This is a genomic window from Shewanella woodyi ATCC 51908, from assembly GCF_000019525.1.
Lineage (GTDB): Bacteria > Pseudomonadota > Gammaproteobacteria > Enterobacterales > Shewanellaceae > Shewanella > Shewanella woodyi.
In genome coordinates this window covers 3,966,189-3,991,949 of sequence record NC_010506.1, presented here as the reverse complement: position 1 = coordinate 3,991,949, position 25,761 = coordinate 3,966,189, and the positions used below count along the sequence as shown (strand labels likewise).

Annotated in this window: 18 protein-coding genes; 10 read left to right on the top strand and 8 right to left on the bottom strand. The window is 43.3% G+C overall.

Annotation, left to right across the window (positions count from 1 at the left end):
- Positions 1-32: 32 nt before the first annotated feature.
- A complete protein-coding gene (locus SWOO_RS16755) occupies positions 33-1,757 on the bottom strand; it encodes a Na+/H+ antiporter NhaC family protein (RefSeq protein ID WP_012325861.1) in 1,725 nt (574 codons plus the stop codon).
- Positions 1,758-1,971: 214 nt separating this feature from the next.
- Here SWOO_RS16755 and SWOO_RS16750 point away from each other — a divergent pair, with 214 nt between their 5' ends.
- The 3 genes from SWOO_RS16750 to SWOO_RS16740 are packed head-to-tail and all read left to right on the top strand — an operon-like array spanning position 1,972 to position 7,653.
- Positions 1,972-4,824, top strand: a complete 2,853-nt coding sequence (locus SWOO_RS16750) for a TonB-dependent receptor domain-containing protein (RefSeq protein ID WP_012325860.1) — start codon at positions 1,972-1,974, stop codon at positions 4,822-4,824.
- Between the two features lie 55 nt (positions 4,825-4,879).
- Positions 4,880-6,061, top strand: coding sequence for a M14 family metallopeptidase (locus SWOO_RS16745; RefSeq protein ID WP_012325859.1), 1,182 nt, complete (start codon positions 4,880-4,882; stop codon positions 6,059-6,061).
- Positions 6,062-6,069: 8 nt separating this feature from the next.
- The gene (locus SWOO_RS16740; protein ID WP_012325858.1) at positions 6,070-7,653 is read left to right on the top strand and encodes an N-acyl-D-amino-acid deacylase family protein; all 1,584 of its coding nucleotides are present in this window, start codon (positions 6,070-6,072) and stop codon (positions 7,651-7,653) included.
- 137 nt (positions 7,654-7,790) lie between these two features.
- Here the strand turns inward: SWOO_RS16740 and SWOO_RS16735 are convergent, their stop codons facing one another.
- Positions 7,791-9,500 (bottom strand): proline--tRNA ligase, encoded by a 1,710-nt coding sequence (locus SWOO_RS16735; RefSeq protein ID WP_012325857.1) that lies wholly within the window; start codon positions 9,498-9,500, stop codon positions 7,791-7,793.
- 428 nt (positions 9,501-9,928) lie between these two features.
- Here SWOO_RS16735 and SWOO_RS16730 point away from each other — a divergent pair, with 428 nt between their 5' ends.
- The 7 genes from SWOO_RS16730 (at position 9,929) to SWOO_RS16700 (ending at position 15,903) form a co-directional block, all read left to right on the top strand.
- Positions 9,929-10,219: a hypothetical protein gene (locus tag SWOO_RS16730; RefSeq protein WP_012325856.1), complete on the top strand. Its 291-nt coding sequence runs from the start codon at positions 9,929-9,931 to the stop codon at positions 10,217-10,219.
- A 135-nt stretch (positions 10,220-10,354) separates the two neighbouring features.
- Entirely contained in the window at positions 10,355-13,027 is a 2,673-nt protein-coding gene (locus SWOO_RS16725; protein WP_229377245.1) for a DEAD/DEAH box helicase family protein, read from the top strand.
- Between the two features lie 75 nt (positions 13,028-13,102).
- On the top strand, positions 13,103-13,510 hold the full coding sequence (locus SWOO_RS16720) for a hypothetical protein (protein ID WP_041417732.1): 408 nt from the start codon (positions 13,103-13,105) through the stop codon (positions 13,508-13,510).
- A 162-nt stretch (positions 13,511-13,672) separates the two neighbouring features.
- Positions 13,673-14,461, top strand: coding sequence for a trypsin-like serine protease (locus SWOO_RS16715; protein WP_012325853.1), 789 nt, complete (start codon positions 13,673-13,675; stop codon positions 14,459-14,461).
- Positions 14,462-14,590: 129 nt separating this feature from the next.
- Positions 14,591-15,073, top strand: coding sequence for a L,D-transpeptidase family protein (locus tag SWOO_RS16710; RefSeq protein WP_012325852.1), 483 nt, complete (start codon positions 14,591-14,593; stop codon positions 15,071-15,073).
- Between the two features lie 95 nt (positions 15,074-15,168).
- A complete protein-coding gene (locus SWOO_RS16705; protein WP_012325851.1) occupies positions 15,169-15,423 on the top strand; it encodes a hypothetical protein in 255 nt (84 codons plus the stop codon).
- A gap of 42 nt (positions 15,424-15,465) precedes the next feature.
- Complete coding sequence (locus SWOO_RS16700; RefSeq protein WP_012325850.1) at positions 15,466-15,903, top strand: hypothetical protein; 438 nt, start codon at positions 15,466-15,468, stop codon at positions 15,901-15,903.
- A gap of 223 nt (positions 15,904-16,126) precedes the next feature.
- Here SWOO_RS16700 and SWOO_RS16695 read toward each other — a convergent pair whose 3' ends face one another.
- From SWOO_RS16695 to SWOO_RS16670, 6 genes are all read right to left on the bottom strand, one after another.
- Positions 16,127-18,601, bottom strand: coding sequence for an alpha/beta hydrolase family protein (locus tag SWOO_RS16695; protein ID WP_012325849.1), 2,475 nt, complete (start codon positions 18,599-18,601; stop codon positions 16,127-16,129).
- A gap of 564 nt (positions 18,602-19,165) precedes the next feature.
- Positions 19,166-19,732 carry an acyltransferase gene (locus SWOO_RS16690; RefSeq protein WP_195742978.1) on the bottom strand — a complete coding sequence of 189 codons (567 nt, stop codon included), beginning with the start codon at positions 19,730-19,732 and terminating at the stop codon, positions 19,166-19,168.
- 59 nt (positions 19,733-19,791) lie between these two features.
- Positions 19,792-20,514: a tRNA (N6-threonylcarbamoyladenosine(37)-N6)-methyltransferase TrmO gene (gene tsaA / locus SWOO_RS16685; RefSeq protein WP_012325847.1), complete on the bottom strand. Its 723-nt coding sequence runs from the start codon at positions 20,512-20,514 to the stop codon at positions 19,792-19,794.
- A 23-nt stretch (positions 20,515-20,537) separates the two neighbouring features.
- Positions 20,538-20,921, bottom strand: a complete 384-nt coding sequence (rcsF, locus tag SWOO_RS16680) for an Rcs stress response system protein RcsF (RefSeq protein ID WP_012325846.1) — start codon at positions 20,919-20,921, stop codon at positions 20,538-20,540.
- A gap of 374 nt (positions 20,922-21,295) precedes the next feature.
- On the bottom strand, positions 21,296-22,603 hold the full coding sequence (locus SWOO_RS16675; protein ID WP_012325845.1) for an amidohydrolase family protein: 1,308 nt from the start codon (positions 22,601-22,603) through the stop codon (positions 21,296-21,298).
- The gene (locus SWOO_RS16670; RefSeq protein WP_012325844.1) at positions 22,603-25,668 is read right to left on the bottom strand and encodes an amidohydrolase family protein; all 3,066 of its coding nucleotides are present in this window, start codon (positions 25,666-25,668) and stop codon (positions 22,603-22,605) included. Before SWOO_RS16670 ends, SWOO_RS16675 begins: the two co-directional genes overlap by 1 nt.
- Between the last annotated feature and the right edge of the window lie 93 nt (positions 25,669-25,761).

The window sequence follows — 25,761 nt, the reverse complement described above, 5'->3', positions numbered from 1 at the left end:
AATTCGTCTCTCATTGGCTATATTAATGGGGATTAAACATAGATATACACTAATGCGGCCCAAAGGATAGCCGCCATGGCGGCGGCAAGTGACGCGGGGACGATTTGGGACTTTACATGATCCATAAGATCGCAGCCAGTCGTCATGGCGCTCAACACGGTAGTATCTGAGATTGGCGAGCATTGATCGCCGTAAATACTGCCATTTAGCACAGTGGCAAAACAGATCATTAAGTAAAGCTCTGGATTCGCCAGCTGTTGTACTTGAGATATCTCCCATGCAAGAGGCATAGCAAGAGGGAAGGCGATAGCGTAAGTTCCCCAACTGGTACCTGTAGAGAAAGCGATGATCATAGTGATCAGCTGTAATGTTAGTGGTACCAGCCAATAGGGTAATTGCTCGGCCAGCAGTGACACTAGGTATAGACCGCCACCAATCTGCTTACTAATGCTACCTATGATCACCGCTAACATTAAAATTACTGAAGCGAGTACGACGCCTTTAAGCCCAGTACCGAAGCCATCAATGAGGTCGTTTAAGCTCATCCCTTTGATAAGCGCAATACCGCCAGAAAGTAACAGTGCAGCGGTGAATGCCCAGTTCACTTTAGGTGACCCCAGGGCTATAAAAGTGCCTATTGCGATACTAATTAGGCAGACTAGGGGCACAACAAACTCCAGCATATTGGATCGATAGTTGGCGGGTACTGCAACTGTTTGTAGCTCTTTGGCACTCAAAGGCCTAGCGTGGGGAGCATCAAGCGCGCCGGTTGTTGCCGCTCTTTGGTGAGCTTGTTGGATACGTTTTCCTGAAAACTTGGTGATGTTTAAGCTGAGCAGAAGAGTACCTAATACGGCAAAAATACCGTAAAAACTAAAGGGAATACTGCTAAAAAAGAAGCTCAATCTATCTGATTCAGTGGCAAGAAAGGCCACACCAGGGACAAAGATGAGGGCTTGAACATAAGCTGGCCAAGCATTAAAAGCAAGCACAGCTGCGATGGGGGAGGCGGTAGAGTCAACAATGTAGCTCATCTCTTCGTGACTCACTTTGGCTTTATCTGCTAAAGGGCGCACTGTTGTGCCTACAAGCACGGTACTCATGGTACCACCTTGGAAAAAGAGTACCCCAAGAAGCCAAGTGACTAATTTGGCACTTTTAGGTCCTTTAACAAAATGCTTGGCCATATAGTCTGCAAAAGCTTGTGCTGCGCCTGTCTTGGTCCAGATCCCTAACAGTCCTCCCAATAACCACAGATAGAGCAGTAACAAGCCCGCCGTCCCTTCGCTGGCTAAATTTGGAATGAGCACTTTATCGATAACATCGAACTGTCCCAGCATAAATGCACCGACTATGATGCCAGTCAATAGTGATATTAAGGGTTCACGGGTGAGTAAGCATAAACAGACAGTAATGAAAGCGGGTAGCAGTGACCAGACTCCAAAGTGAAATGCAGGTTTGAGTAAGCGTATTGAACCTTGAGAGTCCTGTACCCACTGCTGTTCAATACTTGGCTCAGTTTCAAGTTTATCTAGATTTTCTTGGGATAAAGGGGAGAGTTGATAGGGGATTAGCTCTCCTACGAGTATCTCTTTGCCTTTGAATTTATAAGCGAGTTGGCCATCGAGGTTCGAATAAAGCTCATAGCTGACAGCTCTCTCTAGCCATTGCTTGTCGATATAGTGGTGGCAAAAAATACCTGCTAACAGGCCGAATATCAGCATGAAAAGCGCTGTTGTCTGGTTTTTCCTCATCATTATCTCTTTTATATTTCTAATTATTGAGATCCAGTTTACCGAGTTAAATTAACATTTCTCGACTTATTTCGCTACAAACGTATAACCTAAGGTTATGCCGTGATTAGAAACGGGTATTGGTAATGTCAGCTGAGTTTATTCAGTGTAAGTGTCAGGAAAAAACAGATAAAGCCGGTATGAAGTGAGCTAGGCAAAATAGGAAGGGAAAAGCTAAATGAACAATAATAAAAAGACCTATGGTGTTGGGCTGAAATTAAGCTATTTAAGTGTTTGCTTATGCAGTGCGTTAGCAACACATGCGTTAGCTGCAGAGGAGGAAGACAAGCAAGCAGCGGATGAGTCAATTGAACGTGTAAGCGTGGTTGGCTCTAATATTAAGCGCGCTGTCGACAGCGGCTCACTCCCTGTCACTATGCTGACAGAGGAGGACATTGAAAACACGATGGCGATGTCAGGCGATGACCTTTTACGTCAAATTCCGCAGATGGGTGAAGTTAATTTTGGTGCGTCAACCGGTAATGGTGGCGTGAACGATGCCCGTGGAGATGTAGCGTCAATTAACCTCAGAGGATTGGGTACGGGGAATACCTTAACCTTACTCAATGGTCGTCGTGTTGTGACCCATCCCGGTACTCAGACCGAAAATTTTGTACCAGTTACAACGGTTAACTCGAATGCGCTTCCTATTTCGGGTCTACGTTCATTAGAGGTGCTCCGCGATGGCGCTGCCGCGATTTATGGCTCTGATGCCGTTGCTGGTGTGGTGAACTACAAGTTAAAAGATGATTATGAAGGACATAAAGTCTCTTTCTCCTATGGTGGTTCTGAAGGCACCTCTTTGCGGGAGGGAACGATGAGCTATTTAGGTGGCATATCACTCAACGAAGGCAAGACTCACCTTACTGGTTCATTAAGCTACTTTGACAGAGAAGGTATGATGGCATCAGAGCGAGACTATGCTAAAAGCCATGACCTACGTGAGTACCCTACACTGCCTGAAGGCTTTATTGGTGATACCCAGCTTGATAACCGTACCACGACAACCCCCTGGGGAGAGTTTAGAAGTGGGTCGTTAAAAACTTTTCATATTCAGCCAGACAGCATGGATGGATGTGTTCAAGATCTCGGTAATGGGATCTGCGCTGATAAAGGTAGTTTGTCGAGAGATCTTCGTTTCGACCGCGGTACAACACGCTCTTTAGTATCAGATGTCGATAGACTCAATTTTTATGGTTACGCTACCCATGATCTGAGTGATTCACTCGAGTTTTTCTCAGAAATTACCTATTACAAGGCCAACTCAGAGCGAAGGCGTGAACAGGCTGGTAACTTAACGGCGCAGAGATTTACTATCGATGAGAATGCCTACTACAACCCGTTTGGAGAGAGTGTGGATGTTAGGCGTTACCGTCCGATAGATGCGGGCCCAAGAATCATCAATGTCGAAAACACCAGTTACCGTATTTTGGGGGGCTTTAAAGGAAACTTCGGCGACTGGGACTGGGACAGCGCGATCTTCTATACAGCTGCTGAAACTAACGATGTTGCTAACCGAGTGCAGGCGAGTAAATTTCAAGCCGCAGTCAACAGTACCAACCCAGATCTGGCGTACAATATCTTTAATGGCGGAGATATTAATAATCCCAATGCAGGGGATGGAACGCTAAATTCTCAAGCGGTGATCGATCAGTTTATGGTCGATGTACACAGAGATGGTAAAACGAGCTTAGCGTCAATAGACTTTAAAGTGAGTAACGGACAACTTTGGAGCCTACCTTCAGGTGATATTGGTCTTGCGATGGGGGTTGAATATCGCAGAGAGACCTTTGAGGATATCCGCGATCCTCTACTAAATGGCAGTAACCCTTTTGTTGATGCAGTCACAGGTGAGGAGCTTTCTGGTAGTGATGTGTTGGGGTCAAGTCATACGCCAAATTCAGATGCAGCAAGAAATGTCGCTTCAGTTTATGCTGAACTACTTATCCCGCTGTTAGATTCCTACTCGCAATACCTTGAGCTGCAGATTGCTGGCCGCTATGAGAACTTCTCCGATGTGGGATCGGCGGCTAAACCTAAAGTTGCGCTCTACTGGGAACCTATCGATTGGTTAAGTATTCGTGCTTCTTATGCTGGTGGCTTCAGGGCGCCAGGTTTGCCGCAAGTGAGCGCAGAAGGTGTGCCAAGAAGTAATGGACTCTATGATCCTGTATTGGACGAGACTTATGGCATTATCGATATTCGCAGTGGCTCTACTGATCTAAAGCCTGAAGAGTCGGTGAATAGCTCAGTTGGTTTTGTGTTCAACCCAACCAGTAATTTTACCTTTACGGCTGACTATTGGCAGATAGAGCAGGAGAACATTGTTGGTATCTTACCCGGCTCATCTCATCTGCTTTATGACTCGCTTCTTCGTAGTCAAGGTTCATCTAATCCTGCAGTGCTCCGTGATGACAGCACCATGGAGGTGATTCAGATCAATAACGATTATTTGAATCTGAATATTCGTAATATTGAAGGCGTCGACTTCAGTTTCCTTTATTCGCTTGAAACTGACATTGGTGAATGGGATTTCTCTGCTAACGTGGCTCATCTGATTAAGTTCTATCAAGATGCAGATCCTATCTCAGCCGAGTTAATAGCGGCGCAAGAGGCGGGGAACCCTGCCGTTCCAGCTGATAGAACGGTTGCGGGGGCCGGCGATCTCATTAAAGAAAATGGCCGTCCTGAATGGCGTGGTAGAGCTGAGGTAAACTGGCGTTTAGACCAGATCGGTGCTGGAGTTAGTTACAACTACATCAGTGATGTGATTGATACGAGTGCGACTTACACCAATGACAATGAGGAGGTAATTAAGCTGCCCGTAGACAATTTTGAAACCATCAATGTTTATGCTGATTACCGTTTTAAAGGGGCTCACTTCCTTGATAATAGTAAGCTGCGTTTAGGCGTCAGAAACATCACTGACGAACAGCCACCTTTGGCTGATGAGTTAGCCCACGGTTACTTTGGCAGTTTACATTCAAACCGTGGTCGATACTTTTATATGAACTTTAGTAAGTCATTCTAACTTGGTTTAAAGCATGGTCCTTTTGAGCCATGCTCCTTTGCATTTAGGTTCTGTTATGTTGTTTCCCTATAAATTAGTTACGGCTGTTTTTTATACTGGATTATCACTGCTTTTCTTTACTGCTTGTCAGAGTGTTTCCACTTCGAACGAAAATAACTGTCATTTCGCCAATGTTAAGTTTGAAACTGACTTTTCAACGGGTCGGCTTGACCGTTGTCAGCAACTCAGTGACACGCGATTTTTACTGACCTTGCGTCCTGAAAATAGGCCGATTAATGACAGTGCTTGGTACGCCTTCAAACTGGTAACCCAATCCCCCCAAGAGGTGGAGATTGTGATGGAGGTCGAAGGGGGCAAACATCGATATCTACCCAAAGTAAGTCGTGATGGCGAGATTTGGTCGCTTAAAGAGTACAAATTGAGGAGCCAACAGCTCAAGATGCACTTTGCTGCTACAGACCAACCTATCTGGGTTGCAGGGCAGGAGATCATCGATAATCAAGATTACCTAGAGTGGGGCGAAGCGTTAATGGCTCAAGGAAAGGCAAACCATGAGCAACTTGGCTTGTCGACTGAGCAGCGCCCTATTATGAAGCTAGAGGCGAGTACAGACAAAGAGGGTAAAGAGTGGTTGTTGGTGCTGGGGCGTCAACATCCCCCTGAGTTAACAGGTGCTATGGCACTGTTTCCATTTAGCGAAGTGTTACTGTCGAACACTCAGCTTGCTAAGGAGTTTAGGGAGAGGTTTAACATTGTCATTATTCCAAACTTGAATCCTGATGGCGTAGAGGTGGGTAACTGGCGCCATAATGCGAATGGCGTTGATCTCAATAGAGATTGGGGGAAGTTTAAACAGGCTGAAACTCGTGTCGTGGCAAGCTACCTTGAACGTTTGATTGCATCGGGAGATAAGATCCACTTTGCCGTAGATTTTCATTCGACTCGAAAAGATATCTTCTACACTATGCCGAGTGATTATGGGTTACAAAACCCGCAGATGGTGGAACACTGGTTAGATGAGCTAGACAACCAATACACAGGTTTTAAGGTGATTCAACAACCAGGTAATAATCCAGATATAGGCGTATTTAAGCAGTATATTGCCGATAAGTATGGGGTTCATGCCATCACTTATGAGATGGGAGATAATACCAACAGACGATTTATCGACAATCTCGCGATAAATGCCGCAAACAGTCTGATGCAGACCATGCTCGCATCGAAGCCAGTAGAGTAGACCTTGATATGATTAGAAATTTATATTTATTTCTCTTAATCTTGCTGCCCGCTTTGCAGGGATGTTCAAGTGACAATCAATTACCGCCCCAAGCATCTTCTAAAGTTGCGAAGGTGGATATTTTGATCCACTCAGGTCAAGTGTTTAACAGTAAGAGTAAGCGGTTAGAACCGATGGATTTGGCGGTTTGTGGCACTATTATTTGTGATATCTATCCAAGAGGAAGTAAGCAAATAAGGGCGAAGAGAAGGATAGATGCCAAAGGGAAAGTGGTGAGTCCTGGCTTTATCGATCCCCACACTCATGCTTTAGTCGAGCTTAAAAGCCATGATAACAACCATAACCTCAACTATCTGACCCAAGGTGTCACTACAGTCATTATCGGCAATGATGGTGATGGTAGCGCTGATATCGATAAGCTGAGTAAAGAGTTATTAGCCAATGGTATTGGCACTCATGTCGGCATGCTGGTGGGTCATGGCGCAGTGCGTCAGCAAGTGATGGGTAAAGCGAAACGAATGCCCACAAGCAAAGAGCTTAATGCAATGGAGTCACTGGTTGAGCAAGCGATGGCCCAGGGGGCGTTGGGGTTTTCATCGGGTCTTTATTATGTGCCGCAAAACTACGCGAGTACAGAAGAGGTGATTGCGCTGGCGAAAGTGGCTGCTCGATATCATGGGATCTATGATACTCACCTTCGTGATGAGAGCAGCTTTAGTATCGGTTTATTACCCGCTGTTGATGAAGCGATTGCGATTGCAACGCAAGCTAATGTTCATCTGCACCTTGCACACTTAAAAGCACTTGGCGTCGATGTATGGGGGCAAAGCGGTGCTGTGATAGATAAAGTTGAACAAGCTCAATCTCAAGGGATCTCAATTTCGGCGGATCAATACCCCTGGCTTGCATCAGGTACTAAGCTAGATAACGCCATCATGCCTAAATGGGTGATGGCGGATTCTCAAAACGCTTTTTTCAAACGCTTAAATGATCCTGCGCTCTATCAACAGCTCAATCGTGAGATAACTGAGAATCTGCGCCGTCGAGGCGGTGGTAAGGCCCTGCTTATTACTGCGTTTGACGAGCAACAACTCATCGGGAAAACCTTAGAGCAGATCGCTATCGCATTGGATAAATCTGAAGTGGACGCCGCAATTGAACTGGTGCAGCGCGGCGAGGTGAGAGTGGCTTCTTTCAATATGTTAGAGCAAGATCTAGCGAACTTTATCGTTAAACCTTGGGTGGTGACCTCATCAGATGGCACCGATGGTCATCCAAGGAAATATGCTTCGTTTCCGCAAAAGTACCAAGAGTATGTAAAGCAAAATTCGCTGTTAACCCTTGAAGAGTTTATCTACCAAAGCTCCACAAAAACAGCGGAGATATTAGGTTTGAGTAAAAGAGGGCTGCTAGGTGTAGGCATGTTTGCTGATATTGTTATTTTAGATACAGAGAACTACCGTGCACAAGCCGATTTCTCTCACTGGGAGCGTTATTCAAAAGGGGTTGAAGCTGTACTTATTAATGGCCAGTTAGCGATAGATAAACAGCAATATACAGGGGCGTTAGCGGGGCAGGTATTAAAGCAGTGAATCTTAACTTTTTGTCGTAAAAGTGTTGTATAAACAAAGCAGTAAGAAATAGTTATGTAAAAAATAACGCCACTCAGTTGAGTGGCGTTATTAATATATCTAGAAACATATTTAGAAAAGTGTCTAAAAGATAAAGCTTATTGAGCCGACTTTAAGAACTCAACGATTTGATCGAATGGCACTTCTTGCTTCTCACCTGTGCGGCGGTTTTTATACTCGAATACACCTGCATCGATATTACGGTCACCAATCACGACAACGTGAGGAAGACCAATCAATTCCATGTCGGCAAACATCACACCAGCGCGCTCTTTACGATCGTCAAACAAGACTTCGATACCTGCATCGCTTAGATCTTTATATAGCTGTTCTGCCATATCTTGAACGCGATGAGACTTATGCATGTTCATCGGTAAGATCCCAACGCGGAAAGGTGCAATCGCATCTGGCCAGATGATACCGCGGTCGTCGTGGTTCTGCTCGATTGCAGCGGCAACCATACGGCTCACACCAACACCATAGCAACCCATGAGTAAGGTTTGCGCCTTACCATTTTGGTCAAGTACATTCGCATTCATCGCTTCTGAGTAGTTCTTACCTAACTGGAAGATGTGACCGACTTCGATTCCGCGAAGTAGTGCGATAGTACCTTGACCACAAGGACTGGCTTCACCTTCGATGATGTTACGTAGATCGAATGCTTCGGCTTGTGGAAGATTGCGCTCCCAGTTAATGCCAAATAGGTGCTTATTATCTTGATTTGCACCAGCTGCGAAATCACTCATCACGCTGACGCCATGATCGATATAAACAGGGATTTCAAGACCTACTGGACCGATAGAGCCTGGGCCTGCACCCACTGCTTTACGAATATCAGCTTCGTCAGCAAACTCGAAAGGTGCATGAACGGCTGGGATCTTCTCAGCTTTAACTTCGTTAAGGTCGTGGTCGCCACGAATAACAAGAGCCACAAGAGGTGCTTCTTCTGATGAGCCTTTAACAATAAGCGTTTTAACTGTTTTTTCGATAGCAACGCCGTGCTGCTCAACAAGCTCTGCGATAGTCTTAGCATTGGGTGTATCAACTAAGCTCATCTCTTGCGTAGCTTCACCACGGGTCTGGGTTGGCATTGGAGACTCAGCTTTCTCGATATTTGCAGCGTAATCACTACCTGTTGAGTAAGCGATTAAGTCTTCACCACTGTTTGCCAGTACATGGAACTCGTGTGACATGCTGCCGCCGATAGAGCCAGTGTCTGCAATCACAGGACGGAAAGCTAAGCCTAGACGAGTCAGAATATTGCTATAAGCCTGGAACATAGATTCATAGGTCTCGTCCATGGTTTCTTGATCTAAATGGAAAGAGTAGGCATCTTTCATCAAGAATTCACGTGAACGCATCACACCGAAACGAGGACGAACCTCATCACGGAACTTCGTTTGGATCTGGAACAGGTTCAAAGGTAACTGTTTGTAAGAGTTAACCTCTTTACGAACGATATCTGTGATCACCTCTTCGTGAGTTGGGCCAAGTACGAAATCACGGTTGTGGCGATCCTGAAAACGCAACAACTCAGGACCAAACTTCTCAAAGCGGCCAGTTTCGACCCAAAGATCAGCGGGCTGAACCATAGGCATCAGTATCTCAACAGAACCGGCTTTATTCATCTCTTCACGGACAATGGCTTCTATCTTGCGCAGCACACGAAGTCCTGTCGGCAACCAGCTGTAAAGGCCTGAAGCGTTACGACGGATCATGCCGGCACGTAACATTAATTGATGACTGATCACCTCTGCATCAGCAGGGGTCTCTTTTTGTGTTGAAAGCAGGTACTTGCTAACGCGCATTACCGATATCCAGTTCTGAAAATAAAATAGGACGACATTTTATCATCTACAGGGTTTCTGTCATCAAGTTTATTACACCAACATAGGCAGGCGTTGGAATGAGGGCCGATGACATTTTCGATTTGGCTTATGGCTGGTTTGTTATTCTGGATTTATAGCTCTCCTCTAGAATATGCCTCTCCTAAGCAAGGAGAAGGTAAAGAGAAGCCAAAACAGAGCAAACGAGATAACTTACACTCACATTTTTTTATATAGGTATAACAGGCATCTAGATATTTTTTCTGATGATATATATCGTTCTTATTGAAGAACATAAAAATTAACCTATTTACATCAGTTGGTTAGCAGTGATAGGTTAACTAAAAATAGGAAAGCAGGCTTGAACGTTATCGTGCTGCTGTTGAATAAGGTGCTATACGTAACCATCCATGAGCAAACTATCTACTGAACAAAAAGCCTTGTACTCGGCTATCGCAAAGATACTTTGGGAGAAGTGGGACCCAATCGGAGTGAACGACGGGGATAATGAGTGGGATGATGAATACGATAATTATGTACCTCATATCTTTAGGTTGGCACTTGAAGGTAATGATGCGATTCGCATTGCCAGTTCACTTACAAGTACAGTGGAACAAATTATTGGTCTTGGCTCAGATAAGGAGTCTGATCTAAAGGTGGCTAAACTCATTGTTCAGGCAAAGCAGGAAATCATAGGGTAATGCAGTACTGTATAACAAAGCGCTGTTGTCGGACTGTTTTACGTTGCGCACAAAACAGCCGCTAATCGCGGCGTTAATCCCAGCGATATTCTAACCATTTGCTTAGTAGCCCTGAATTATGAGTGAAAATAACTAGTGCAACCATTCGAAACAATGAGGTTTCGCCATTCATGGCGACCGTATCAAGAGCGTGTACTGAATGCTATTAAAGAGCATTTAAACGATGAACGGCTCCATGTGGTTGCAGCCCCTGGTGCTGGGAAAACGACATTAGGGCTGGAAGTTTTTAGAGTTTTAGAAAAAACTACCTTAGTGCTTTCGCCAACAAGAGTTATTCGAGATCAATGGATAGAGAGGCTAAAGGACTTCACAGGCACTGGAGATGAAACTAAGCTAAATTGGGTAAGTAACTCAATTCACGATCCTAAAGTGTTAACTTCAATAACTTATCAAGCTTTACATGCAAAATTCGCAGAAGAACTCAATGCCGATGAAGATGAAGGAGTGCTGCTCGAAGAAGATGACGGACTCAAAGACAATGAAGTAAATAGTTTCATAAAAGTCATTGAAGAACATAAAATTCAAATACTTATCCTCGATGAAGCGCATCATCTTAGAGCTGAATGGTGGAGAGCATTGGAAAAGGTTTGTGAATATTTTCCTGATATTATTCTTGTTTCATTAACTGCCACGCCTCCTTATGATGCACAAGGTCATGAATGGGCAAGGTATGAGCAATTATGCGGACCTATTGATGAAGAGATTTCAGTCCCTGAACTTGTGAAGGCTGGAACTTTATGTGCTCATCAGGATTTTATATGGGCATGCAATGCTACAGCCAATGAAAAGAACCAAATAAAAGAATACGATGATAGAGTTTCTACTCTCTGTCATACACTCTTCAACAGTGATGATTTTAAGGGAGTAGTTTTATCTCATCCTTGGTTAGCTCCAGATGAGATAGAAGCTGACATTATAAAAGAGCCACAAATTGCTATTGCACTGCTTGTCTTTATAAAGGCTAAGAGCCTTCCAAGCAACGAAGAGTTGATGGCTCTTTTGGATATGAAAGACGAGGATATACCTGAGCTAGGTCGTCATTGGTGGCAAATTTTAATTCAAACCATTTTATTTTCAAAGACGACTCAGCATTCTGACTCAGACCAACAATTTATTGAGCAGTTAAAAAAACAACTAAGAACTAGCGAGTTACTGAATAAAAGAGAGTTATCTTTAGAAAGATCTCGACGAATGGAAAGATCTCTTTCTTTAAGCACTTCTAAAATTTTAGCATGTGTGACTATTCATCAATTGGAATACAAACACAGAGGTGAAAGTCTTAGGCAAGTGATCTTAACTGACTACATCAGAGATGAAGCTCTTCTATCTGAACTGGATACTGGTGAAATCAATTTAGGTGCGTGGCCGATCTTCAAAGGTTTAACTTCATCTTCTACCATAGCTGATCAAATTGGGTTACTGACAGGTAGAATATGCGTTATCCCAACCTGTAAGCTTCAGTTACTTCTTAACCATATTGACAGTAATAATGTGAAAACTGAATCTATGGGGAGTAAAGAACAATACCAGAAGGTTACAGCCCCACTAAATCAGTTGACCTCAGCATTTACTGAGCTATTAATGAATGGCGACATTAAAGTATTAGTTGGTACTCGCTCATTATTGGGTGAAGGTTGGGATGCGCCCGCTATCAACTCACTCATTTTAGCCAGTTCTGTTGGTTCATTCATGCTAACGAATCAAATGCGTGGCCGCGCTATAAGGATTGACCCAAAAAATAGAGACAAAATAAGTACTATTTGGCATCTAGTCGCCATTAATGCAAAGTCATACGCTGGCTGGAGCGATTATCATAATTTGAAAAAACGCTTTGAAACTTTTGTAGGTCTTTCTGAAAAGGAACTGACAATAGAAAGTGGGTTTGAAAGAATGCAAGCCACCTCTATAGAGTCAAGTTACATGCTTAATGAAACCGCTCCTATTGCGGGTAATAATCGACAAATGTTGCGCCGATATAGGAAACTAGGTCAAATATCAGAGAGGTGGAATGATGCACTCACATTAGATGAAACGGCAAGAGTTATCCCCTCTGTCAAAACAAATAAGACCCCCAAGTTACGCGGATTATTGTTAAAACACTCATTTATCTATCTATTTATACAGGTTGTCGCGCTATTGAGTGGCGTAATGACTAGTATTGCCTATTTAACGCCGAGATCTAGTTCTCAATTATTATTGGTTTTATTGGCTGGGATAGCTGGAGTTTTGATTTATAAGTTACCAAAAACAATTTCAATCATTAAAACTGTTTTCCTTTATCTGCCTATTGATGGCGCACTAAAGCAAATTGGTAAAGCCCTAGCAGAAGCATTATGCCAAGCTGGTTATATCGAAACATCTATCCGACAGATGAAAGTGAATGTTACCAATCTTCAAGATGGAACTTTTTACCTGTCGCTATCAGGATGTACCTTTTATGAATCATCTGTCTTTGCTGATTGCTTAGCTGAAATACTCGCTCCAATTGAAAATCCACGATATTTAATTCTTCGAGAAGGAGAGTTTTTAGGTACCTCAAGAGACGACTATCATGCTGTCCCTATGAAATTTGCAGCTAAAAAAGAGCGGGCACAAATATTTTATAACTCTTGGCAAAAGAATGTGAGTTTATCAGAGCTTATTTACACACGAACTGAAGAAGGCCGCAGGAGATTGTTAAAAGCAAAAATGAAATCTTTCTCATCGATATTCAAAGATAAAGTAAAAAGGCAAGATAGGTGGCAATAGTGCATGTATCATCATTAATATTGATAGGTAAAATAGACCTAACAATGTCAGGTAACCGACCTTTGGCAACAGCCTATGTACTCTGACGAACTAATCGGGACTATCTGCAATATGTCATGGCTTAGTCATTCTGGAGTCATATCAGATTTACTTAAGCAAGATGATGAGTGGGAGTGGCTGCCTACATCACGAGATAGCATTGATCCTTTCTGTTGCCAATTTGCGCGCAGTCCTAAAGAATCTGATGTATATAAAGCGACTTTGAAGTCGCTACGCAGACTAGGTGAGTCAATACCAAACCTAGTAGATGGCCCTAATGATTATACAAACGCCTTTAAGGGGGCTGCATTGTACACATTCAAAATGGCCGCTCGTGAGCTTTTCAACAAGACTCCTGGAAAGTGGGTAGAATTAGCATCTATTTATGAGTCGGGTAAATGGCCATTGGGTATCACTCAATCTGGCCGTATTATTGTATTGTAGGCACTGTTAAAAAACGCATCAATGTTGCCCTATAACACACTTGTTGAATTAGCTTCTAGAGTATTGATAATCTACAGTTCAGTTATTAATTATAATTACTTAAATTTTGTGATTTCAATAAGATTGGATAATTAACTGGTTACCAATTGACATGGACGTGATATGAAATTTTGGCTTTTTTTATTCTTTTGTTTCTACTCTCTCGCTGGCAATGCCGTTGTGAAAAGGCATGATATTCCCCCAGAAGATTATGTTTTAAATAAAATACCTGCATACCTAATTGATATGCCCCACGAAGGTCATGGCGTACTCATCAATTCGCAATGGGTTGTGACCGTAGCACATACTATTTTTTATGATTATATCGGTAAAAAATTAATAGTTGGTTCAAAAGGTTATGAAATTGAAAGCGTTCATATACACCCAGATTACACTCAACCTCATAAAGGTTTACTTAAAGGCGATTTAGCGCCCTTAATGAGTTTCTTTAAATCTAGAAGTGATATTGCTTTAATTAAATTAACTTCAAGGGGTAATGATGTAGAACCAATCAATATGTATGCGGGTTCAAGCGAGAAAGGTAAAACAATTACAGTCTATGGTAGAGGGGCTACTGGGAACGGATTAACTGGTGAAGACCCAGATACCAAATCACTTCGTGTGATGAACCAGTTTCAAAATATTGTTGAGAGCGCGGAAGGTAACTGGTTAGTATTTAAATTTGACGAGCCAGCAAACGCATTACCACTTGAAGGTATGCATGGTTCGGGAGATAGCGGTGGAGCTGCGGTTATATTTCAACAAGGAGTCCCTTATCTTATTGGGTTATCAAGTTGGCAACTCGGGCATGGCGACATAGCTTCTTTTCAAGGTGGTTTGTATGGCACTACAGCTTACCAAGTTAGGGTGTCAAATTATCAAGGTTGGATATCAAGTGTATTAGGGCGTTAACAACTTTTTAGCTTACTAGTGAGGGGAGTCACTCGTTTTTCAGGAAATCCTGTAACGGTGCCTGCCTCGTCCCCTGAATGTCTCAATTGTCTTGAGAAACATGCTATAACATGGAAAGGAAGATAAGTTATGAATGCCAGTAAATACATTGCTTTAATATGTTTATTCGTTGCTCACTTTTCTTTTGCAGGTGTTGACCTTGTGAAAGTTGATAAGTCTGAAAGTAAAATGTATTTACTGGACAGCGGGCAAATAGTAAAAGAGTACGATGTTGCTTTCGGTGCCAACCCTAAGGGACATAAGGTACAGGAAGGTGATGAGAAAACTCCTGAAGGAACATATACACTCGATTACAAAAAAGAGGACTCGTCTTTTTATCGTGCAATGCACATCTCATATCCCAACAAGCAAGATATAGAGAACGCAGCAAAGCGGGGAGTTTCACCTGGCGGTTTTATTATGGTGCATGGCCAACGAAATTGGCTTGGCTGGTTTGCTCCAATTACTCAATCGTTTAATTGGACAAATGGATGTATAGCACTCTCTAATTCTGAGATGGATGAGTTTATGGATTTGGTGAGTCTTGGAACTGAAATTCAAATTGAGTGGTGAGCACTTTAATTACCTGTCTGTTAAAAGGCACCAATAAAAGTTACTGATTAAAGGCACTAAAGAGTGTTAAGACTGAGTGATAAAAGGAGTTGTTAATGGGACAAGAAAAAACAAATGGATTTATGGAGGAGCCCGATATCGCTATAGAGGAGATAAAGTGGTATCGCTGGCGATGGTTTTTAATCTTAACCTTTTGCTTTGTTTACCCTGTGTGTTTAGTGATTGGGTTGACTGGTAATGTGTATGGCAAGCATCAAGGTGTTGTATTTAAACTACCAAATAAGGTTAAACATCTTTTTCTTATTACAGGGTTTGTTCTGATGTTGGGCAATATACTGCGCTTATTATAGTTATTTACTTTTAAGTTTTTGGGGATGTGTGCTGGAGGGAGGATGAAGCTTAATTATGGTGTTGTTTTCTTAGTTATTGCAGCGTTCATTACTATATTTACTGCATTTGCGCATCTATCTTGTATTTATTTTGGGCCTGAGTGTTTTTCAAGTCAGATGGCTCCTTCTGTAATTGTTGAATCAGCTAAAGAGGGGACGTTATTAGCTCCGTTAGGGACTGTTTTTGTATCCACCATATTTATTATTTTAGGTTGCTATGCATTATCTGCTGCAGATGTCGTTCGAAAGTTACCCTTACTTAAACTTGGTATTTATAGTATCGCTTTTCTTTGCATTATAAGAGGAGTACTCCCCTTGCAGTTATGGCTCCGTCAACCAGATAAAGTTAGTGAACTTGTACTTTATGTTGGTTTAGTTTGGCTGTTGACAGGGTTGCTTTACTTCTTTGGTTTTCGAGCTATGGGGAAAATAAAAGTATAACCAGCTATGAAATTAAACTTGTGATTGTTAGCTAGATTAGAAGGAGTTGTTAGTGGGTCAAGCAAAACCAAATGGATTTATGGCGGAGCTCGATATCTATTGATTAGCAATGGCTAGCTATTATTGATTCTAATTGATACCAGAGTGAAATCGCATCAGTAAACCAAAATAATAAAGCCCCGTACTTTTTCGAGTACAGGGCTTTAACAAATGCAATATTAGCCTACTTTACCGCTGCTTCTGCATTATTCTCAGTGCTTGTTTCAGGGTAGAGTTTGTTCCACCATTGTGGTTCATCTTTTAGGTGTAAGTCGAACCATGCAAGGGTAGCATCCCACCAATCAAAGCGAGCTTGGCGACCATTGATGTGATGATCTTGGCCGTTAAACTCTATTAGCTCCACAGGCTTATCTAACATTTTCAATGCACTATACATGTAATGACTTTCACCTACAGGGACATTGGTGTCGGCATTACCATGGAGTAATAGCAACGGCGTGTTGATTTTGTCTGCATTGTATAGCGGGCTGTGTTCAACATATAAGTCGCGATTATTCCATGGGAAGCTGCCTTTACTCGCTACGCCTGAATAGCCATATCCCCACCAACCGTGTCCCCAGTAAGCTGATAAATTACTAATCCCTGCATGTGCCATGGATGCCGCAAAGATATCGGTTTTAGTGGCTAAATACATGGTCATGAAACCACCGTAAGAGGCGCCCATGTTACCCACGCGTTTAGGATCGACAAACTTGTGTTCTTTTAAGAAGGCTTGTGTGCCTTCGATAATATCGTCAGCGCTGTAATCGCCCCATGCGTTTACATGACGGCCACTGAATGCTTGGCCGTAACCTGTAGCACCATTAGGTTGTAGTACATAAACCACATAACCTTTAGCTGCCCATAAGTTAAATGGCCAACGACCGGTAAAGTTACGGGTCACTGGTGCGGTTCCACCATAATAATACACCAGTGCTGGGTATTGTTTATTTGCATCAAAATCCACAGGGAAGTAAACCCGCCCATCAATGTTATGACCGTGGGAGTTGGTAAAATCAAAGTCTTGAATACCACCAATACGGGTGTCTGCATAGCTTGCCGCTTGGCTATCAAACAGTAATGCCTTTTTACCAGATTTTATAAGGTACGCTTTTTGCGGCACAGTGGCTGACGTCCCGGCATAAGCGATAACGGGTTTTGATAAATCGCTGGCAACACTGAAGTGGTTAACCATGTCCATGCTGGTATTGATCTTTTTAAAGCTTTTACGGCTTAAATCGAACAGGTAGAGCTGACCACGATCACCTTCGCCAACACGAAGAATTAAATCATCATTACTGAGTTTTCCTGCGCCGCCTATTGCGGGGTCAAAGTCTTTGCTTAATGGAATGACTTTGCCGCTGGCGTCGCGCCAGTATAATTGGCCATCGTAATTATTCACCACCACAGAAGGGTCTTGCACGCCTAGGCCCTTCATAAAGTCTGGGCCCGCCATGATGTACATGCCGTCATCAGTGTAGACTGCTGAATTAAAAGTTCGATATTCACCAATCAGAGTTTCAGTTAATGTATTAACATCAAGTTCGACCAGCTGAGTGAGCCCATGTGCAGGTTCTTTATAATCGACTGGGAAGCGAGTCAGTAATAACTTATCGTCATCTGGATGGCTATCAAGTAGGTTGCTGCTGAGTTTGCCATCAGTCAATTGACGGATAAAACCTGAAGTAATATCAAGTTGGTATATTTGGCTGTTGTTGCGCCAATAGCTCCATCTATCTTCTAATGCTTGAAAACGTTTATTGGTCGCTTTTTCATCGGCTTTGAAGGGCTTTTCCCATTGGAATAAAAGGCTATCTCCATACCACTTAAGGGCTGAAACATTTTCCATTTGAGTCGCTGCAACATCAATGCTGATATTAGATACGGTAAGCAACTGAATCTGCTTATCTGCGACAAATGCGAGCTGCTTACTGTTATCGGACCAAGTCGCACTTGCAGGTGCACTATCTTGCCAACGATACATCACTTGTTTATCAGAGACATTTAGTAACTCAGTAACGGCAACAGGCTTGTCATCGTTATTTGCTGGGTAATGACGTTTGGTTTGCAGTAAGTATTTACCATTTGGCGATAAGCTGAGGCTAGTGATCACTTCTGAATCAAAAAGTTGTGCGGGCGAGACTCTATGAGTTTTGGTCGTCGTAAAGCTTGGATTATCAATGTCAGATTTACCCTGCCAATCTAAGCTAAACGGCACCTCTTCATCGATACCATCGGCGAGTATCATTAATTGGTAATCACCACTTTGCAATGCCAGCTCAACTTTGGCGTCAGCTTTATACAGCGCACCATTAAGATAGACCTGCGGTTGATTAACACCATTAATGGTCAATGTGCCTTGAGTGAATCGCTCTGCGCTGAGCTGTAATTTATAGCCAATCCAGCCTTTATCAGTACTATTTTTGGCTTTGTCCCAACGGTAACTTTCACCTAAAATGTCTATTTCATCATTAAGTGACAAAGACTGAGCCAGGTTAGCCCTTAGTGCATCGTTGTGACTACTTGCTGATAACGCTTGCGCAGTGACTGAAGCAACGGGGCCAAATTGTTGAATATTGGCTTTGTCTATTTCGGCGCTGACGCTTAATCCTGAAAATGCCAATGTGATACTGGCACAAACCAGAGACATTACTTTCATGGGGTATCCTTGTTATTTATTCTTTGTTTTTTTTCTTTGATTGAATTTAAACCCAATTTGAGCGCTACAGTGTGTCAAATCTTGTAAAGGAATGCACCTGATTTTGTTAATGGTTATATACCCAAACGACTTCAAGATGCAGGATTCAGCATGTCGAGAAGTGACAGAGTTCAAGGCATGAAATAGTAGGACTAGTTATTCTCGGTTCTGGCATCCTGCTTCGCCCTACCTTCTGCATCCATGCAGTCGTAATTCAATATTTCATAACACAGAAAAATGTTGCTTCTCGCCGTGCCCTACGGGAGTTCCCGTAGAATGGCTGCACTGCTTTAGTGATTTCAACAAGGGAATAACCATTATCCTCAATCACTGCCTTGTTCAGCTATCCTACGGGGGCTCTGAAACGAGCACCTTGAGGTAGCTTGGGTATAAACTTGTTCTATAAAGAGTTGAGTTACATATATTGGGGAAAAAAAGAACGGTTAATAATGGTTTTAAAAGAGTAGGGGCTATTTTTACTCGCCTTTTATCTATGTCACGCTGACATCAATAGGTAGTTATGGGTTAGCGTTTATCTCGTCTATCCCCTATCACTTTTGCTGGATTACCGGCTACAATTGCAAAATCTGCTACATCTTTGGTGACGATACAGCCCATACCTATGACGGCGTGGTCGCCTATGCTCACGCCATCGACGATTCCAGCTTGCGCTCCTATCCAAACATCTTTGCCTATAGTGACGCCTTTAGAGTTTGAGGCTTGCTGATAGATAGGTGTGTCGGGAGCCATACCATGATTAAAGGCGTAGATAGTGACGTTATTCGCGATGCGGGTCTGCTTGCCTATCTTAATGCCGTTTCGACCACCATCGAGTGAGCAACCATGGTTAATTGCGACCTCATCACCTAGGCTGATAGGGCCGTGAAGGAAGCTGTCTGCGGCTATCATGCAGTGGGAGCCTATGGCGATATCTCTACCTGGTTCAGCGAATAGTTTCACCTCAGGTGCAATAAAACAGTTATCTCCAAATGTGACCGTTTCTAGCGCCATAAACTCTGCTTGCACCTGCTTTTGCCAAGGCTGGGCCCAACTAAGCAGCTTAGGCTTGAGGCTGAAGTAGAGCCATGGCATATAGGAGAGGCGCTTTTTGTGTTGAGCTTGATAATCGGGAACTGTCACAGCATATTCCTTTACCTTTGGGCGCCTGCACGTAGCTCTGTTACGACGATGACGTCATCTTGCATATGCCAGAGTATGTCTAAGTCATAGAGGGCAACTTGGTACTCTTTAAGATCAGCTTTGGACTTCTTATAGGCTGGGCGAGGATCTTGTGCCAGTACGCCGATGATCAGCTCTTCAAATCTAGGGTACTGCTCAAGTTTTTCATAGGCCTTCACCTGTTGATGAGCTTGCTCGGTAAACTTCACTTCAGCCAAAATTGGTGCTTCATGTGCGATGCCACCTTGAGCGGCTTCAATGGCATCGGAGAAGGGGATATAGGGCTTAATGTCGATAACTGGAGTGCCATCGAGGAGATCCATGCCAGAGATCTCCAGTGAAACAACACCGTTTTTATGGTGAACCTTATGGAGTTTTACGACGGATTGCCCGATACCATTAGGCCTGAAAGTGGAGCGGGTGGCGAAGACGCCCAGTTTCTCATTGCCGCCAAGGCGGGGAGGTCTAACGGTGGTTTTCCAGCCCTGTGACAGATTCTCATGAAAGCTAAACAGTAGCCAAAGATGTGAGTATTGCTCCAACCCTCTCACTGCATCTATATGGTTGAAAGGGGGTTGTAACTCTACAAACCCTCGTGCTGCACTGACGAGTCCCGGTTGTCTTGGGATCCCGAACTTTTGCTTATAGGGAGTACGGCACAGGGCAACAGCCTGAATTTGACTGGTAAATGTCATCAAGTTTTACTTCTTCAATCTGATTATTGAACTTGGGTGTTGGCAATGTTAACGGCTTGTCCGATGCAGATAGCACTGCTGACACATTGCTGCGTCTGCTCTGGGGAGACAAAACAGGTTTTGATTATAAGACCATTTGCGCCTTTATCGGCAGCTTTACGTCTGGCGATTGTTCGTGCTTCAACTATGCTAGCAGGGGCATCATTTTCGCCTATTTGGCAAGATTCTCCCTCGACTAAACCTATAGGCTCAAATTGGCCTTTGGGCAGACCATTTTCATATACAGCGACATCGGACGCCTTGAAGTAATCATCAATCGCTTCACCATTAAGGTTACTGTTAAAGGTGTATTCGCCTGCACATCCGCTTAGGAATATAACCAGAGCGGGAAATAACAATTTTTTCATGATTTAGGCCTGTGTTTGTACATATTTAGGTAAGAGATATAGGAGCCGTTATTAAGGCTTTATTGCACCATAAAATGCTGTTTTTATGGTGCAATTATACCCAAGCGACCTCAAGATGCTCGTTTCAGAGCCCCCGTAGGATAGCTGAACAAGGCAGTGATTGAGGATAATGGTTATTCCCTTGTTGATATCACTAACGCTGTGCAGCGATTCTACGGGAACTCCCGAAGGGCATGGCGAGAAGCAACATTTTTCTGTGTTATGAAATATTGAATTAGAAAAACTAGTCCTACTATTTCATGCCTTGAACTCTGTCACTTCTCGACATGCTGAATCCTGCATCTTGAAGTTGTTTGGGTATAAACAAAGCGATTCTATCGCTTTAGGTACTTTTGATAAAGCTGTTGTTGCCGATTATTTAGATCCACCTCTCTGCCGTCTATATAGACCTTTTCAATCTTGGTCATCATAGGGTCCAATATATCACCGCCCGAAATCACTAAGTTTGCAGCGTAGCCCGGTGCCAAAGCTCCCATAGACTCGGCGCCGAGTATCTTGGCTGCATCGAGTGTGATGCTTTGTAGAGCCTCCTCTTTACTTAAACCATAAGCAACGGTTTGTCCTGCTGCAAGGGGGAGATTTCGGCTGTTCCAGTCTGAAGTAAAGCCCAGAGCAAAGGGGATATTAGCTTGTTTGAGCAGGGCTGGGATCTTAAAGCTCATCTCTAGTGGCTCATCTTTTCTCATTGGAAGACTTAAGGTTTTTGTATAGATAACCTTAGCTTCTATCTCATTGAGTAACTCACAGAGGCGCCATGCATCATACCCACCGACGATCACCAACTTAAAACCATACTGTTTGGCTAAAGAGACCGCTTCCTCAATCTGCTTTTGCCTGTTGGCATGGACAAATAGCTGAGCATCGCCTTGGTATAGTGGTAGCATCGACTGCCAGCGAATATCTTGTTTTGACAGCTTTTTAGCCTTGCTGGCAAGGGAGTAACGATAGCCCTCCTCAAAGATGGTAGCCAGTTGTTTAAGATCTTTGCGGTGCTGTTTAAGTTGTTTTTCACGCTTCTTTTCATCTTGAGGAAGCGCTCCCTGTTTAGGCCAGTAGAGATGAAATCCCATTGTCGATGGCACGAGAGCATCTTCTATTGTCCAGCTGTCCATGGACACCAGTGCAGATTGTCCTGCTAGTCGTTCTCCTTGAGGAACTACCTGAGCATGGGTAATGCCGTTGACTCTAACGGTTGGAATTATCTCAGAATCTGGATTAAAGGCCGTGATAGCCTCCAGTTGAGGGTTGCTTAAGCCTATGTCGTAACTGTCGTTACTGGGACGCATCATCTCCACTTCAACTAAGCCCATGCTCGTGTCTAGTGCGATAAGGCCGGGATAGATATGTTTGTTGCTGGCGTCGAATATCAGTGCTTCTGGTGCGCTGATTTCGGGGCCTATTGCTTTAATGAACCCATCTTGAATAAATAGATTAGTATTGTGCTTAACGCCATCAATGACCGTATGTACAGTGGCGTTTTTAAATATAATACTGTTACTTTGTGCCGTGGCGGGCACGATATCGTGTGCAAAAACGGTACTCGAGAGAGCTGAGCAAACCAGGACTGACAGAGTCAAAGTGTTAGATGAGACAACTTGGTTAAGAACAGTTAGCTTTTTCATTATATAGCTCCTCCCTGACGAGCCTGACGCCATACATCATAATGGGTATCACAGTGCCACTCTGGCTCATCTATCTCATCAATCACTTCACCGGGGGGAAGTGACTTATCACTATTTTGCTCCGCGAGTATTTTTTGAATTAATGCGGCTCTTTCTACACTGACTTTGCGCTGCGTCTCTCTATCGGTTTTACGATCAAAATAGCGTTTACCTTCAATCCAAGTAGCTTGTACTTGGGCATAAACAGAGAGGGGCGAGTGATCCCATAACACGATGTCTGCCTGCTTTCCTTCTGTGATAGAACCTAAGTATTCATCGACTCCCAGTTGGATGGCGGGGTTTATTGTGATCATGTTCCAAGCGTCTTCTGGCGACATGTCGCAATACATGATGGACTTTGCCGCTTCTTGATTGAGGCGTCTTTGCATCTCAAAGTCATCAGAGTTGATGCTAGTTAATACCCCTTTATTTTGCATCAAACAGGTGTTTTGCGGGATTGCATCATAGACCTCAAACTTGTAAGCCCACCAGTCTGAAAAGGTTGAAGCCGATGCACCGTGAGCGGCCATCTCATCGGCGACTTTATAGCCTTCAAGAATATGAGTGAAAGTGCCAACTTTAAATTGGTATGCTTCAGCCAGGCGTAAAAACATCAAGATCTCCGATTGAACGTAAGAGTGAATATGCACCTCTCGCTCTTGTGCTAATACTTCGGCTATCGCCTCTAAGCGGTAATTAGGTTGCGGGGCGACTCGGCGACGCTTTTCACTTCCTCTTAGATCTTGGTAGTTGTCCAGTTCACCTTGGTAAGCCTGCGCCTCATTAAAGGCCTCATTAAAGAGAGATTTAACCCCCATTCTACTTTGCGGGAAACGTCGATTAAATTTATCGCCCCAGTTACTCTGTTTGACGTTTTCACCGAGAGCAAACTTGATGCTGGGTTTGGCTTGCTGATACTTCAGCGATGATGCGCTTTCTCCCCATTTCATCTGAATAACTTGAGCTTGTCCGCCAATGGGGTTGGCGCTGCCATGGAGGATCTGGGCGGTTGTGACACCACCAGAAAGGGCGCGATAGATGCCAATATCGTCTGGATTAATGATGTCACCCACTCTGACCTCCGAGGTGATCGCATCAGTGCCCTCATTGATGCCGCCATTGATTGCGATATGAGAGTGCTCATCGACGATGCCCGCTGTAAGGTGTTTACCTGTGGCATCAATAAAGGTGTAGCCCGAAGGCGTTGAAAGGTTTTGTCCAATACGCTTAATCTCTCCTCTGGAGACGATAAGATCGCTATTGATTAGGACTCCCTGTTTATCTGATGTCCATATGGTGGCATTACTGATATGCAGATTTTCTGCTTGAGCACCTATCTCTCTGCCATAAGCGACATTAGGGGAGGTAAGCGTTGAGATATAGTTAGGTGTTTGCTTAGTTGTTGCTTGGACTTCTGACGGGAGATTATCGGTAGCAATCCCCGCCAGTGGGGTGACAGCTCCCTGTTTATCCAGCATGCGACCGTGCACGCCCTGTTGGTCAAACCATAAGGTAAAGCGATTGATCCCATCTAAACCTGCAGGCGTCATATCGGCGCTGAAGGTTAATCTGCGATCTTGGTAGTTAAGGTTTGAAAGTGGCAGTTGCTGTTCACCACTTGAGAGTACGCCGTTTAAGCTCTTTTGACTCGTATTGTCGAGTTCAAGGTCTAAGGTTAATGCGCCAATTTGCAGTTGAATGTTTTGGTTTAGTAGCGAGATATTGCGGTTAATTAGTTGGGTCTCTTCGCCCTGTAACCAGACACTGTGGATCTGTCCATCTTGGAATATGTTTCCTTTAGTGATGACAAGATCTGCCATAAAGCCTGGTTTTAGTCGGCCACTTATCTCATCTATTCCTGCTATTGCAGCGGCATCTGTGGTGAGTGCCGCTAGGGCTGATTCTTCAGTGAGACCATAATCTATCGCTTGCCTTAATCTAGGCCAAAATCTCTCTGGTTTGATGCCGTGTTGGGTTAGGGCAAAGGGGATTTCTGCATCTGATACTGCTTTGAGGTTTCCTGGGGCTCGCTCCCAGTGACGCATCGTGGCTAAACTTACCTCTCTTTCATTATCACTATCACCTACTTTTGGTGCTTCGGGAAAATTTAATGGCAGAATTAATTCAAAAGGGAAGGTTTTTAATTCATCTATGCGAGCATACTCTTTGCCATTTCCAAGTAAACTAGCATCTAATTTATGCTCTTTGATTAATTTTGCAGCCCTGAGTTGGTTATTCAAGTTGCGGGTATCAAATAGAAGAGGGTCGTTTTCAATTGTTTCTAAACCCGCTAATGCGGCATTAAATTCAACTAAGGTGTTTTGAGTTTTAGCGAAAGATTTATGTTTATTCTCTTTATACCATTTAGCATCGGAGAGGGTTTGTCGGATAAGGGCGATACTTCCCATTAATGAAGAGGGATAATCTTGAGGTGAACTGCCTTTATCGAATGCCATAAAATGGTTTGCTCTGGCATGATATATAATATCGTTAGCGCGTTTATCAGCCAGTGACAGAGTGACTCCACGCCCCCTAAATATCCCATCTAGACTACTTGATTGAACGCTAGTAAAGCCATTATTTACCCAATCAAGGGCTTTCTCATTGTTGGGATAAACAAAGTTAAACCACTCTTTTTCTGAATGAATAGCACCATTTTCAGCATTTCCTCCAATGCGTTTTATTTCATAAACTGGGGGAGCAGTCTCAATTTTGGGATATTTAAAATCAATGGCGTAGTTGGTAAATGGATCGATAAAGCCTGGATAAATAGTGTAACCACTCAAGTCGATGACAAAGGCATGTTGAGGAACTTTATTATCTTTTATAATCTCAATGATTTTATTATTCTTGATTATCAGTGTGGCATTTTCAAGCATCTCTCCAGGCTCAATCATTAAATTAGCATGAGTTAAAGCTGTGAGTTTTGGTGTATTATCAGTGAGTTGGTCATTTGCACTGCTGTTTTTTATGTAAGAAAAAGTCAATGCAGTAATTATTGTTATGCTTGTTATTTTGTTATGCATTTATAGGGAGAAAATATACTGTTCAGGCCGTAAATAGAGATTATCTTAAAGTTAATGTGAACATCAAATGGAAAATGTTTCATTTGATTACTA